Annotated in this window: 11 protein-coding genes; 3 read left to right on the forward strand and 8 right to left on the reverse strand. The window is 53.1% G+C overall.

All coding sequences use genetic code 11. The annotated features are described in order from the left end of the window. Nucleotides 1–20 precede the first annotated feature (20 nt). From KB236_05105 to KB236_05115, 3 genes are all read left to right on the forward strand, one after another. Entirely contained in the window at nucleotides 21–470 is a 450-nt protein-coding gene (locus KB236_05105) for an HIT family protein (GenBank protein ID UIF30293.1), read from the forward strand. Nucleotides 471–472: 2 nt separating this feature from the next. Beyond that, on the forward strand, nucleotides 473–793 hold the full coding sequence (locus KB236_05110; GenBank protein UIF30107.1) for a hypothetical protein: 321 nt from the start codon (nucleotides 473–475) through the stop codon (nucleotides 791–793). 112 nt (nucleotides 794–905) lie between these two features. Further along, on the forward strand, nucleotides 906–1,826 hold the full coding sequence (locus KB236_05115; protein UIF30108.1) for a peptidylprolyl isomerase: 921 nt from the start codon (nucleotides 906–908) through the stop codon (nucleotides 1,824–1,826). 397 nt (nucleotides 1,827–2,223) lie between these two features. Here the strand turns inward: KB236_05115 and KB236_05120 are convergent, their stop codons facing one another. The 8 genes from KB236_05120 to argS all read right to left on the reverse strand — a co-directional run bounded on the left by KB236_05120 (nucleotide 2,224) and on the right by argS (nucleotide 13,213). Further along, the gene (locus tag KB236_05120) at nucleotides 2,224–2,841 is read right to left on the reverse strand and encodes a sugar O-acetyltransferase (GenBank protein UIF30109.1); all 618 of its coding nucleotides are present in this window, start codon (nucleotides 2,839–2,841) and stop codon (nucleotides 2,224–2,226) included. Between the two features lie 51 nt (nucleotides 2,842–2,892). Further along, nucleotides 2,893–3,867, reverse strand: coding sequence for an HD domain-containing protein (locus KB236_05125; protein UIF30110.1), 975 nt, complete (start codon nucleotides 3,865–3,867; stop codon nucleotides 2,893–2,895). An 11-nt stretch (nucleotides 3,868–3,878) separates the two neighbouring features. After that, nucleotides 3,879–6,506 carry an AAA family ATPase gene (locus KB236_05130; protein ID UIF30111.1) on the reverse strand — a complete coding sequence of 876 codons (2,628 nt, stop codon included), beginning with the start codon at nucleotides 6,504–6,506 and terminating at the stop codon, nucleotides 3,879–3,881. Beyond that, complete coding sequence (locus KB236_05135) at nucleotides 6,496–7,716, reverse strand: DNA repair exonuclease (GenBank protein ID UIF30112.1); 1,221 nt, start codon at nucleotides 7,714–7,716, stop codon at nucleotides 6,496–6,498. The genes KB236_05130 and KB236_05135 overlap by 11 nt, the downstream gene beginning before the upstream one ends. Nucleotides 7,717–7,922: 206 nt before the next feature. Continuing rightward, nucleotides 7,923–8,264 (reverse strand): YlbF family regulator, encoded by a 342-nt coding sequence (locus KB236_05140; GenBank protein UIF30113.1) that lies wholly within the window; start codon nucleotides 8,262–8,264, stop codon nucleotides 7,923–7,925. An 89-nt stretch (nucleotides 8,265–8,353) separates the two neighbouring features. Next, on the reverse strand, nucleotides 8,354–10,453 hold the full coding sequence (locus tag KB236_05145; GenBank protein ID UIF30114.1) for a PBP1A family penicillin-binding protein: 2,100 nt from the start codon (nucleotides 10,451–10,453) through the stop codon (nucleotides 8,354–8,356). Between the two features lie 318 nt (nucleotides 10,454–10,771). Beyond that, nucleotides 10,772–11,239: an ArgR family transcriptional regulator gene (locus KB236_05150; GenBank protein ID UIF30115.1), complete on the reverse strand. Its 468-nt coding sequence runs from the start codon at nucleotides 11,237–11,239 to the stop codon at nucleotides 10,772–10,774. Between the two features lie 282 nt (nucleotides 11,240–11,521). Further along, nucleotides 11,522–13,213: an arginine--tRNA ligase gene (argS, locus tag KB236_05155; GenBank protein ID UIF30116.1), complete on the reverse strand. Its 1,692-nt coding sequence runs from the start codon at nucleotides 13,211–13,213 to the stop codon at nucleotides 11,522–11,524. Between the last annotated feature and the right edge of the window lie 107 nt (nucleotides 13,214–13,320).

Genomic DNA, 13,320 nt, shown 5'->3' on the forward strand with positions numbered 1-13,320 from the left:
AAGGAGATTTCATGGATAAAATGACACTCGAACCGCACTATGATGACGATTGTGTCTTTTGCAAAATCTTAAAGGGGGATATCCCGAGCTACACGGTCTACGAGGACAACATCGTCAAGGCCTTCCTCGACATCTCACAGGGGACGCCGGGCCACACGCTGGTGATTCCGAAGACCCACGTCAAGGACATCTTCGCCTACGACGCCGATCTCGCCGCAGCCGTCTTCTCCCGGATTCCCCGGATTGCCCGAGCCGTTAAAGCGGCTAACCCCGCCATTACCGGCATGAACATCGTCAACAATAACGGTAAGGTGGCGTACCAATCCGTCTTTCACTCTCACTTCCATCTGGTACCGCGCTACACGGACGATGATGATTTCCGGATGATCTTTAAGGATAATTCCGGCAACTACACGCCAGATGATTACGCGGCTATTCAGGCTAAAATCAAGGCACAACTGGAGGACTAACGATGGGTATTGGAAAATTCTTAACCGGCGTCACCCTCGCGACGGGGGTTGGTTTGGCAGCCTACTTTACGTTAACGAAACAGGACCCGCGCACTTGGGCCAAACAGCTGAGCGCCCAAGCCAAGGTCACGATGGACCAAGTCGACGATGTCAAGACCGCTAAGGATAACCTGACAGACAAGGTCCAAGCCCTTAGCGCGGCCGTGACCACCGCTACCCCCGCGATCGAAGACATTCAAAGTGACGTCGAGAAATTTGCGTTCAAGATTGCCCCACGCGTCGAGGTTATTGAGGACACCGTTTCTCGCTGGGATAGGTTGTAATTTTGAACTTTTTGTAAAGCTTCTCGTACCTTTTTGGGTTTAGGAAATTTTGTGTTATGATATCCAAGTATGGTGTTTACACCAATTTTGATGAATGGATGTGTTGAGTAATATGAAGAAATGGTTTATCGCCCTTGCCGGCTTGTTACTGACTGTAACGCTTGCTGGTTGTGGGAACCAAACCGTTGCAACCACTAGCGGTGGTAAAATCACCGAAAGTGCTTACTACAGCAGTTTGAAGGGAACTTCATCTGGTAAGCAAGTTCTGCAACAAATGATCCTGAACAAGGTCTTGGAAAAGCAATACGGTGACAAGGTTAAGAAGTCCGAAGTTACCAAGCAATTTAACACTTACAAGACCCAATACGGTTCATCATTCAAGAGTGTCCTTTCCCAAAGTGGGATGACGGAATCCAGCTTAAAGACTGAAATTCGTTCTAACTTACTTCTGAAGGAAGCCGTTAAGGACAACGTTACGATCACGGACGCCCAATACAAGAAGCAATTCAAGAGCTACGAACCAGAAGTTTCCGTTGCCCACATCTTAGTTTCCAAGAAGTCCACTGCTAACACGGTTATCAGCGAATTGAAGGATACCAAGAAGAGCGACATGACGAGTGAATTCACGAAGTTAGCTAAGAAGTACTCCACTGATACGGCTACCAAGAACAAGGGTGGTAAGTTGAGTGCCTTCGATAGCACCGATACTTCTCTGGATTCAACCTTCAAGAAGGCTGCCTTCAAGCTGAAGACTGGCGAATACACCGCTACGCCTGTTAAGACGCAATACGGTTACCACGTCATCTTGATGCTGAAGAACCCTGGTAAGGGAACCATCAAGGAACACAAGGCCGAATTGAAGAAGCAAATCATTGACAACGACATGAACGATTCTACTGTTCTGCACAACGTGGTTGCCAAGGTCTTGAAGAAGGGTGACGTTTCCATCAAGGATAACGATTTGAAGAACATCTTGTCTGATTACTTATCATCAAGCAAGTCTTCAACCACGTCATCTTCATCATCCAAGTAATTTCTGAATTTTCAAAATCCCCGGATCATCGGCAACGATGGTCTGGGGATTTTTTTATGGTCGGTTGGCTAAAGGTTGCAAGCTATAAAACAGCTAAAACCCTTAGTATGACTAAGGATGCCACCCATGATAATAGGCTGGCTGCCTTACCGTTCGCCAAATTTTACTCACTCACGGCTAAACGAGATGTATCCAATTAAACTAGCCGAGCGTTGCCACGCCCGCGATGTCGCCACGTTCAGTTGTTACCTGTACCTGCTAGTAGCTCTCCCCCACTCTTGTGTTTCCAATTTGCTTGAAAGTCTCCCGCCTATTGCTTATCATCATTAAAAAAGCTAGCGTTCACGTGACACCCCCTCTTTTCCAAGGTGTCACCCGAGCGCTAGTTTTTTCAATCTCATTTCTCAAATAAGGCTGGGTCAATCCGCCGATCCTTGAAGTAAAATTCGCGATCATGATCGTTAACCTCGCGCAACACGCGACACGGATCGCCCACCGCGACCACGTTATCCGGCAAATCCTTGGTCACGACACTGCCCGCACCAACGACCACATTGTCGCCAATCGTGATGCCGGGCAGGACGATAACGCCGGCACCGAGCCAGCAGTTCCGACCAATGTGAACCGGCATGTTGTACTGATAATTCTGCGCCCGCAATTCCGCGTTGATGGGATGACCCGCCGTAGCTAGCGTGACGTTCGGTCCAATCATGGTGTGGTCGCCCACGTAGATGTGGGTATCATCGACCAACGTCAAATTGAAGTTGGCGTAAATGTTGGCGCCAAAGTGGACGTGGTGCCCACCGAAGTTCGCGTGAAACGGTGGTTCAATGTAACAGTTGGGCCCCAGCTCGGCAAACAACTCCTGAAGCAGTCGCTGTTGTTGCTCGGACTGACTGGGCCGCGTGTGATTGTAGTCGTAAAGCTTATCTAGATAGCGTTTCTGTTCAACCTCAATGGCCGGATCGTCCGGCAAGTAGAGGTCGCCCGTATGCATTTTGTCCCGATTCGTCATGTGAAAAGTCCCTCCTGCTACCACTTCAAGTTCTATTGATCGTCTCGTCGACTAGTCTTGCTGATCCTTGGGCGCATCCGTGGTTGGCCGGTAGAAGCGCCGACCGTCCAAGGCAAAGACGCGTTCCGAGAATTCTCCCGGTTCCGTATGTTCCACCACGGTATCCAACATCATGATGGAGGCGTCCAGTTCGTCGAGTTGATGAAGCACATCGGCTTCTCGCAAGGCCGGCCGCACTGGCGAACCGTACTCCAATAAACCGTGATGACTGAGAACCATGTGCCGTAGCAATAGCACATCTTCAGCCTGCGGATCCAGCTTCAGCGGCTCGCAAGCCCGGACCAATTCGCCATCAATCAGAACGATGTGCCCCACCAGATTACCGGCCAGGGTGTAGGTCGTCGCTTGGGGCCCCGATAGCTCAATGGTCTTGCCTAGATCATGCAAGATGGCCCCGGCGAACAGTAGCGGCGCGTTTAAATCCGGATACTGTTTCACCACCGAATGAGCCAGCTTCAAGATGGAGATGGTGTGAAACGCCAAGCCCCCCTTAAACGCGTGATGATTACTCTTGGCCGCCGGATACGTGAAGAACTGATCCTGGTATTCTCCCAGCAGTTTTCGCACTAACCGGTTCCAGGTTGGCTGCGTAATTTCAAAGATAGTTTGATTGATGTAGTCTTCCATGGCTGCCCGGTCCATCGGTGCCTGCTCGATAAATTGTTCAGGATCGGTCGGCTCGCCAGGTTTGGACAGTCGCAGATGGAAAATCTTAATCTGGGGATGCGTTTGATAATTCTCCCGTTTGCCTTGCAAGTGGACGATCCGGCCTGCGACGTAATTGGTGACGTCTTCGTCGGAGGCGTCCCAATATTTCCCAGAAATCTCGCCGGAACGATCCTCAAAGACTAGGGCAATATACTGCTTCCCATTCTTTGCTATCCGCACATCGGCGGACTTAAGGAGCACGAATAAGTCAACCGCTTCGTCTACTGCATAGTCCATTAATTGTTTTGTTGCCGCCATGTTAGACCCTCCTAATCGGTTAATCGAATTAAAGTTTCTGTGGTTAATTCATCTGCGACCACGGGATCGGCCGTGAGCAAAATCACCTGTACCTTGGCACTAATCGTCGCCAACAAGCGATAAGCCGCCCGCCGTCGCTGATCATCAAAATTCACCAAGCCATCGTCAATCACCACGGGCATGGCTACCTGTTCAGCCATGACGACGGCGAAGGCCAACTTGACCGCAAAGTCCAGTTGTTCCGCCGTTCCGCGCGACAGCTGACTGACCGATCGCCAAGCGCCATCTGGCCGGCGTACCCGAAGTGTGGTTGGGGTGAGTTCAATTTCAGTATACCGGTTTTCCGTTAATTTACCATAGAATTGGCTAGCCGTTTTCACAATTTGTGGGAGCCGATCACCCGAGGCCGCGGCTAAAGTGGCCGCAATCCACTGGCTCACCAACCGGTCGACCATCCAGTCTTGGGTTAGCGATTGCATCCGCGTTTCCAAATTGGCCAATTGCTGGCGTAACGTGGCTTGCGTTCCACTCGCCGTCAAATGGGCCAGTTGCCCCGCTCCGGTGGCCAATGCTTCGGTCACGGTATCCAGCTGGTGCTGTAACGTGGTGACCTGCTGGGTTGCCGCCGTCTCCTGCTGGCGCAACGTGGTCTGGTCGGACACACGCTGCAAGGCAGCCAATTGCTGATCGCCCATCTGCTGGGCCAGCGCCGCTCGTTGGCTTAACCGGTTGCCCTGAGCACGGACTTGTTCGTACTGGCGGTAGAAGGCGTCCGTACTCCGAACGTTGCGGGTCCGCAGAAAGGTCGTCACGGCCTGGCGGGCCTGGTCGATGGCGACCTGATCGCGCTTCAGTCGTGCGGCAATCGCCGTGACATCACTTTCCTGTGACTGTAGATGCTGCTGCGTGGCCTGAAGCGTCTTAAGCTGCGTGATCAAGGCCGTCAGATCGTTGGCCGCAGCCCGCGGGAGGACCCGTTGAACGGCCGTCTGGAACTCCGTGACCGTCTGCGCCGCCGTGGCCTGTTGGGCCGTGGTTGCTTCAAGACGTTGCGTCAGGCGTTCCCAGGTCACAATGGCCTCTTGGGCCGCCGTCCACTGGTCAACCGGTATATTGCCCAGACCGTGGGCGTCACCAATGTCATCGAGCTGTCGGGTCACCCGGTCGATGACCTGACCATCCTCACGGAGCTGGGCCTGAACGTCACGAATGTCTTCTTCTAGCGATTGCTGCTGCCGACTGGCCGGTGTGCTGCTATCCACGATGAAGACGCCGTAGTAGCCCACGGCCACCCCCAACAAGGCGCCAGCGAGCTTAAAGAGTGTCGCCGGTAAGAACATCGACCCCACTAAAACAATCAACCCGGCGGCCAACCAGCCAATCTGCTTATCGGCCAACGGATTCTTGTGCTGCTGGCGCGTCGGTTGTTGCTGGCGATACTGTTCGTTTAATTGATTGAGCTGTTGCTGCAAGCGGCGGCGCTTTTGCGTGGCCAACGTCAGGTTGGACTTTAGCTGCCGAACCCGCTGAGTCGTGGCCAGTGAAAAGGTTCGCGGCATCTGACCATCCGCGGCGTACTGCTGTTCAATCCCATCGGCCTGGTGCTGCAGGTCGGCTTGATCCGCCTGTAACCGGTGGCGCTCACGCTCGGCAATGGTGATGTCCGGCAGCCGGGCGATTAAGGGGTCAACTTGCCCACTCACCAGGAGATAATCCTGAAATAATGGGTCGAGCTGCTGTTGTGCCTGCAGACTGCTGAGTTGATCCTGATCCGCCTGTTGCGCTGCCTGCGTGGCCTTCACCTGATTGGTTAGCCGTTCCAGCGCCGTAGCGTCGCGCTGCTGAAACCCGTCGTGCGTGGACGTCGGCGTGGACGCCAACTCGCGCCATTGTTGATAAACGGGCCACAGTGCCAGTTGCTGGTCATACTGACTAGCAATCTGGCGTTGCACGGCCAACTGCCGCTGGAGATCCGTTTGTTGTTGGCGCCGCTGTTGCTGGTGCTGCAGTAGATCCCAGTAAGTGGCATAGCTGGCATTGGCCTTGTTTAATTTGGCCGTCAACGTCGCATGTTCCTGAAGTAGCTGGTTCAGGGCCGGTTTACGTCCCTGTGGCTTATACAGGTCGTCAGCGGCGCGGTCCAATTGCTGGGCCTGCCGTAGCCAAAAGTCACTGCCCACTGCACCCACATGACGAAGGCGATCGACCAATTCCTGCTTGGACGCGGAAAACACGGTCCCCAGTTGGGGTTCATTCATGGCGTAAACGTTCTTAAATAACTGCGCATCTACCGGCGCCAATAAGCGCGAGAGTGTGGCCGCCGGCAAAGTTAAATCCAATGTCGTATTACGTAAAGTGACCTTGCCGCCTCGGGGCCCATCGACGCGACTAAGTAGATAGTCGGTTCCGGCCAACGTGAAGGCAATCTCCCCGCCAAACTGACTACCATCCAACGGTTCATAGCGTAGTTCGGGGTGCTTCTTGGTGGGAAAGCCAAAGAAGATGGCGCTGATAAACTGCGTCAACGTTGACTTACCAGCTTCGTTGGGTCCCAATAGTACCGTCAATCCCGCCGCCAGTCGAAAGGTCCGGTCGTGAAATTTGCCGAAACCGTAAATCGTGAGCCGATTAAGACGCATGGTCATCCTCCTCCCCCATGAGTTGGGCTAATTTTTGTTGCGCCGCCGTTTGAAGCTCGGCGGGGGTCTGTTCACGTGTGAACCAATCGGCTAGCGTAGGCGTCTGCGCTAATTTACCAAACAATTCCTGCAAGTTCGCTGGCGTAAACGTCGCGGTAGCCCCCTGGTCCCAGTATTGCTGATCCAACTGGGGCGCGCTGGTCGCTGTCGTCTGGGCCGTGACGGTGATCTTAACGACGTAGCGATTGGCCTGACGCATCACGCGTTGCTGAGTCCGCTGCCAGAGCGCCAGCCAGTCACCGCTGGCAAGCTGTTCCGCGTCATCGCTGGTCAAGGCTTGCGGCAAGCGAACCATCAACGCCGTTAGCGTGGGCCGGTTCGCGGGATTGGCCATCAACCAATCCACTAATTGTTGGCTCAACGCCGTCAACGTTGTGATATCCGGGCAGTCCAATTGCGGTGCGGCCCACAGAACGGCGGCCGTGCTGAAGAAGTGCGGGACGAGTTTTCCCCCTTCACTGGTAACGAGGTAGGCCCCTCGGTCGCCCGCCTCGGTGATGGCCCGACCCTGCGTGTTTCCGGCGTATAAAATGGGCGGCTGTTCCGCCAACAACTGACGCTGGTGAATGTGCCCCAACGCCCAGTAATCATAGCGTTTGGCCAATAATTCGGTCACGGTAAACGGTGCATAATGGTCATCGCTTCCGGTTCCGACCGCCCCGTGCAGCATGCCAATGTGCCAGTCCGCGGCAGCATGATCGGGAAAGGCCGGCGTCTGATCGGCCGTAACCCAGCGTTGCGGATAGCTGAAGCCGCTGATGGCCACCGTTTCACCGGAAGCCAGCGTCAAGGTCTGCGTGCTCACGTCGGCACCGAAGACCGTGACGTTGTCCGGATAAGCAACGGTTTGGTGCTGATCCGCTAGGTAATCGTGATTGCCAAAACTGATGAGCACGGGAATCTGCGCCTCATTGAGACGATCAAACTGTTGAAATAAATACGCCTGCGCCGCGACACTTTGCTCAGCGCGGTCGAACAGGTCCCCCGCCAGTAGAACAAAGTCAACGTGCTCGGCAATGGCGCGATCGAAAACGGCAGTTGCCGCGTGAAACGTGGACTCGCGCACCTGCGTCAACAGGGCGGTGGGGAGGTGTTGCAGCCCCAAAAACGGGCTATCTAAATGTAAATCAGCCGCATGAATAAATTTCATGATTCGGGCCTGCCTTTCTTAAATTAATTGCCAGCCGTGATGCCAACTGGGTATTCGTACTGGATTGGCTGGGTTATAGCCGGCCAGCTTACATTCAGCGGCTGGCAAGGCGGGGTTAAATATTCATATCCCCTAGAAACCTTAGCCAAAAAAATCGCCGGCACCGACCTCCCGAATGGAATGGTTGCGCCGACGACTCTCGAATCCTAGCCTTGGTAAATGGCCTGGATTGGTTGGGTAATCATCTTGTTTAAATCGGTTAACAGGTCGTTAACGCCCCGTTCCTTGTCCATCAAAGCCTTGATGGCGTCCTTTTGGGAAACGCGACCGGCAACTTCTTGGACGTGCTTCATTTCGTCGTCCGTCGGTTGTTGACCTGCCATTTGTTTTTGTTGTAAGTCCATTTGAATTTGTTCAAATTCCTTAAACAACTTGTACGTTTCGTCGTCAGCCTTCATCGTATCGAAAGCTGCTTGAAGGTCCTTGAATTCTTGCGTTTCTTGCAAGGTTTGGGCCACTTGTTCACCCAATGCGTGCATGTCTGCCATTAGTGTTCCTCCTCGGTGGGCGTCCGCCCGGATAGGTTAATCAACAACTATTGTACCATGCTTTAGCGTGCAACCCCAGTGCGTTTCGGCTATTCCACGTAGGATTTCGCCTTTTCCCACCACGATTTCACCTTGTCGGCGGCGTTGTTGAAGGACTTCCCGGCATTGTCGATACCGTTTTGCACCTGATCCCAGATATCACTAGCTGAGGAATCCGTCCCAGAGTTCTCCGCCTTGGCCAGCGTGGACGCATCCTTCGTGGTGAAGGACGTCCCCTTGGTGTTCGGCAGGATCCCCTGCATCTCGGCCTGGAACAGTGGGCCTTCGCCGGTACCACTGACGTTTTCCAAGTGATGCTTGCTACTGGTGCTGTCAAAGCCTTCCCAGGTGGTAACGACCACGTCCGGTGTGTAACCGACGATCCATTTGTCACGGGTGGCATCGGCATCCCCGTCGGCTTCGGTACTCCCAGTCTTCCCGGCGATCGTGTAGCCGTACGGCTTAGCCGTGGCGCCGGTCCCGTAGTTGAAGACGCCCATCATCATGCTGGTCATCTGCTTGGCGGTCTTCTGGGACATCACCTTGGTGGTCTTGGCCGCGCTGTCATCGGTGCTGACCACGACATTCCCCGATGCATCCACAATCTTACGAATGTAGTGTGCCGACGACATGGTCCCGTTATTGGCAAACGCTGTGTAGGCCTGCGCCAACTGCTGTGGCGAGACCCCAGTCTTCAAGCCCCCCAGCGCTAACGCCAGGTTCTTGTCGGACTTGGTCACGGGTAGACCAAACTTCTTCACGGACTCGTATCCCTTGTCCACACCGATCTTGTTGAGTAGCCAGACGGCGGGCGCATTGGTACTCTGGGCCAACGCCTGATACATCGGAATCTTACCACTGTACTGATTGCCGTAGTTTTCCGGCGTATACTTGTTCGACCCATAGGATTTCTTCTTGTCGGTCAGCTGAGAATCGTAGTAGTAACCATTCTCCAGAGCCGGTGTGTAGACGGCCAGTGGCTTAATGGTCGACCCCGGTTGCCGTTGCATTTGCGTCGCCCGGTTGTAGCCCCGGAAGACGTGTTTGCCCCGGCCACCGACCACCGCCTCGACACCCCCGGTATCCGGATCGATTGCGATGCTGGCCGCTTGGACCTTGGTCCCATCACTGGCGTTGGCTGGGAAATAGCTACTGTTCTTGAACAGCGTCTGCATCTGTTGCTGGTTCGATTGATCCAGCGTCGTGTAGATCTTGTAGCCCTTGTTCATGATTTCAGATTCCGTCAAGCCATATTTGCTGACCGCTTCGTTAATCACCGCATCGAAGAAATAGGGATACTTATAGGTGTTCTTATAGGCATAGTTATCACTGGTCGTCAGGGCCGTGGCCTGGTACTGCTTGGCTTGCTCACTGGTGATGGCGCCCGTTTCGGCCATTAAGCCAATGACCACGTTACGGCGAGCACGCGAAGCCGCCGGATGATCGATTGGATTGTAGGCACTCGGTGACGTCAACATCCCCGCCAGCACAGCGGATTCCGGAACGGTCAGGTTCTCCGCGGACGTGCCGAAATACCGCTCGGCCGCATCTTGAACGCCCCAAACCCCGTTACCAAAGTAGGCATTGTTCAGGTACATCGAGAGAATGTCCTTCTTGGAATAGACGTTTTCGATTTCAATCGACAGGAACAGCTCCTTGAATTTCCGCGTAAAGGTCTGTTCCTGCGTCAGATAGGCATTCTTCGCCAGCTGCTGGGTTAGTGTACTCCCCCCACCGCTAATGTAGTTATGCCGCAACACCTTGTTCTTGGCGTACAGTAAAATGGCCCGTGCGTAACCTTTGAATGAAAACCCATATTCATGGTAAAAGTTACGGTCTTCGGTCGAAATCACCGCGCTTTGAACGTTGGATGAAATGCGTTTCAGCGGGACATAGGTACCCTTTTGCGAATACAACGTGCCCGCCTTTTTATTACTCCGGTCATAGATCTGCGTGGGATTTTCCAGCGCAGCCTTGAGATCGCCGACATTGGCCGTCTTCGCCATAAATGTCAGGTAACCACTTAACATCAAAAACGCGCTCAACGCAATCACAATCAACCACCGAGTCAGTTGGAATCGGTGCCAGATATAGCTGAAGCGTGTCTTGAAGCCTGACCAAAAGTTCTGATTAGGTTGTTGGTTATTCATAATAGCCTCTTCTTATCTCAATTGTCGGCTGACAGACTGGGCGGGATTCCCCGCCAATCCGTCAGTCTGTTTAGCCGAGTTCTCTCAGAACTCTATCCTGGGGTCCAAAGGCATTGGTGCCGGTAAAACAGGTCACCAATCGCCATTTGCGCCCACGCTCACGTGTCATATCACCATTTTAGCATAGACCTTACGTCGACCTAAATTTTCGGTGAAACTTTACGAAGCTTTAAAATAGCTTAACGGTCGCTGGTCAGAAATTAAAAAGCGTAAAACGAACGGCTATTCGCTTTACGCCTCTATCTGACTCCTGTAAATTTAGTGGACGATATCTGGATTCATCTCGTCGGCAATCATGTCGTGGAGCTTCTCGGCAACCGCCGCACTGGGACTGATAATAAAGATGGTATCGTGGCCGGCTAACGTTCCCGCTACTTCGGGGAGATTGAGATCGTCGAAGATTGCGGCCAACAGGTTCCCGTTGCTCGGCAGCGTTTTCAAAATATTGACGAATTCAACGCGCGTCAAACCCGTGACCACTTCGTTGATGGTCTCACGGAGACGTTCCTCTTCACTCCGGTTACCGGCCTTAAAAATCGTGTAACGCAAATGGCCGTGGCCATCCTGGGCCTTAACGATCTGCATTTCGCGAATGTCCCGTGAGATGGTGGCCTGCGTCGCTTGAATGCCAACCTCCTCGAGGTGTTCCATTAATTCTTCTTGGGTACCAATAGGATATTGATTGATCAGTTGCTCGATTCGTGATTGACGCATGCTCTTCTTCATTGCGACCACCCTCCCGCATAAAATTGCATTAAGTATAACAAAGGATGCGGAATTTAGCCACACGTCTCTGCATATTTATAAAGCAAGTGTACCAAATATTCGTTTTCAACGCAAAAAGAAGTGTCACATTGGTCGGGAAACTGCTGAACCGGTGCCTTACCGTTCGCGGAATCTGGGCTGGAACGCTGGCGCAAGGCGGTCGGTACGCGACTATCATAAAAGGCCGCAACCATCAGTCTCCCGATGGTCACGGCCTCTACAATTGCTTGATTTAGTTCAGGATTACATTTCATCCGGTGCTTGAACACCCAGTAGACGCAGGGATTCCTTGAGCACCGTGGATACGGCCTTAACTAAGGCTAACCGTGCAGGTAATTCGGCGTCCTCCGTCAAAATCTTGGAGTGCGCGTAGTACTTGTTGAAGGTCTTGGCTAAGCGAATGGCGTACTTGGCAACCACGGAAGGTTCCAATTCCTTGCAAGCCATCTTTACAATGGCTGGGAAGTCAGCCAACGTCTTGATCGTATCCCAAGCTTCGGGATCGGTGATTTCATTGCCGGCTGGCTGCACGTCAACACTGGCCGCCTTGCGCAAGATGCTTTCTGCCCGGGCGTGAGAGTATTGAACGTAAGGTCCCGTCTCACCCTCAAACTTCAGTTGATCGGCCAAGACGAAGTCGATATTGTTGGTCCGTTCGTTCTTCAAATCACCGAAGACGATGGCCCCGACACCCACTTGTTGGGCAACGGCTTGTTTGTTGGCCAAATCAGGATTCTTTTCGTTGATTTCTTCAGCGGCCAACTTGACGGATTCGTCCAGTACCTTGGCCAACAGAATGATCCGACCGGAACGCGTGGACAACTTCTTCCCATCCACGGTAATCAGGCCAAACGGCACGTGTTGCAGGTTGTCAGCGGACTTCACGCCCATCTCCTGAAGCACGGCCTTCAATTGCTTGAAGTAGTAAGTCTGTTCGGAGCCCACGACGTAAAGGTTCTTAGCCGGTGCGTACGTCCGGTCACGGTACAGGGCCGTGGCGATGTCCCGCGTGATGTACAGCGAAGCGCCATCACTCTTGAGGATCAACGCTGGGTTCAAGTCATACTTGCTCAGGTCAACCACTTGGGCCCCTTGCGATTCGACCAGCAGGTGCTTATCCTTCAAGATCTGAACGACTTCCTCGAGCTTGTCGTTGTAGAAGGCTTCACCGTTATAGGTATCGAATTTAACGCCTAATTCGTCATAAACATCATTGAATTCTTGTAAGGAGGCTTCCCGGAACCATTTCCACAGCCGGTGGGCTTCTTCGTCGCCGTCTTCAAGTTTCTTGAACCATTCACGCGCGATATCGTCCAACTCTGGCTTGTCCACGTCTTCCTTATGGAAACGTACATAGTATTCCACCAGCTTGTTAATCGGGTCGGCCTTCACGTCGGCTTCATTCCCCCACAGCTTGTAGGCCGTGATTAGCTTCCCAAATTGGGTCCCCCAGTCACCCAAGTGGTTGTCCTTGATGGGGTGGTAGCCGTTCTTGGTCAAGATCTCAGCGATCGAGTTTCCAATCACCGTTGAGCGTAAGTGGCCCATGGACATTGGCTTGGCGATGTTAGGAGATGACATGTCGATTGGCACGTTACCACCATGACCGTCTTCGTTTTGACCGTAACTGGCACCGGCCGTCAGAACCGTCTTCAACGTGGCCTCACTGTAAGCTCCCTTGTCAAAGAAGAAGTTCAGGTAAGGACCCACGACTTCGACCTTTTCAAAGGCAGTCGTGTCTAGCTTGTCCGCTAAGTCCTGCGCAATCTGTTGGGGTGCGCGGTGCAAGACCTTGGCCAACGTAAACGTTGGGAACGCCATGTCCCCCTTATCAGACGTCTTAGGCCGTTCCAACTTGGCGGCAATTTCGTCCGCGGTCAGTTGGCCGTCCAGTGCTTCGGCTAACGCAGCAGTTACTGTTTGTTTGTAATCCATGCTAATTTTCCTCCCTATAAGTTCCTTCATTGACGTGGTGGGTTTAGTTTACATCATTTTACCGGTGAGATAAAAAAACGTCCCCTACAAAATTATTTGTAAGAGAC

Source organism: Levilactobacillus brevis (genome assembly GCA_021383565.1).
GTDB lineage: Bacteria > Bacillota > Bacilli > Lactobacillales > Lactobacillaceae > Levilactobacillus > Levilactobacillus brevis_B.

Coding starts and splice junctions, on each gene's coding strand:
- KB236_05105 (UIF30293.1), top strand. CDS start 21: ATGACACTCGAACCGCACTATGATGACGATTGTGTCTTTTGCAAAATC.
- KB236_05110 (UIF30107.1), top strand. CDS start 473: ATGGGTATTGGAAAATTCTTAACCGGCGTCACCCTCGCGACGGGGGTT.
- KB236_05115 (UIF30108.1), top strand. CDS start 906: ATGAAGAAATGGTTTATCGCCCTTGCCGGCTTGTTACTGACTGTAACG.
- KB236_05120 (UIF30109.1), bottom strand. CDS start 2,841: ATGACGAATCGGGACAAAATGCATACGGGCGACCTCTACTTGCCGGAC.
- KB236_05125 (UIF30110.1), bottom strand. CDS start 3,867: ATGGCGGCAACAAAACAATTAATGGACTATGCAGTAGACGAAGCGGTT.
- KB236_05130 (UIF30111.1), bottom strand. CDS start 6,506: ATGCGTCTTAATCGGCTCACGATTTACGGTTTCGGCAAATTTCACGAC.
- KB236_05135 (UIF30112.1), bottom strand. CDS start 7,716: ATGAAATTTATTCATGCGGCTGATTTACATTTAGATAGCCCGTTTTTG.
- KB236_05140 (UIF30113.1), bottom strand. CDS start 8,264: ATGGCAGACATGCACGCATTGGGTGAACAAGTGGCCCAAACCTTGCAA.
- KB236_05145 (UIF30114.1), bottom strand. CDS start 10,453: ATGAATAACCAACAACCTAATCAGAACTTTTGGTCAGGCTTCAAGACA.
- KB236_05150 (UIF30115.1), bottom strand. CDS start 11,239: ATGAAGAAGAGCATGCGTCAATCACGAATCGAGCAACTGATCAATCAA.
- argS (UIF30116.1), bottom strand. CDS start 13,213: ATGGATTACAAACAAACAGTAACTGCTGCGTTAGCCGAAGCACTGGAC.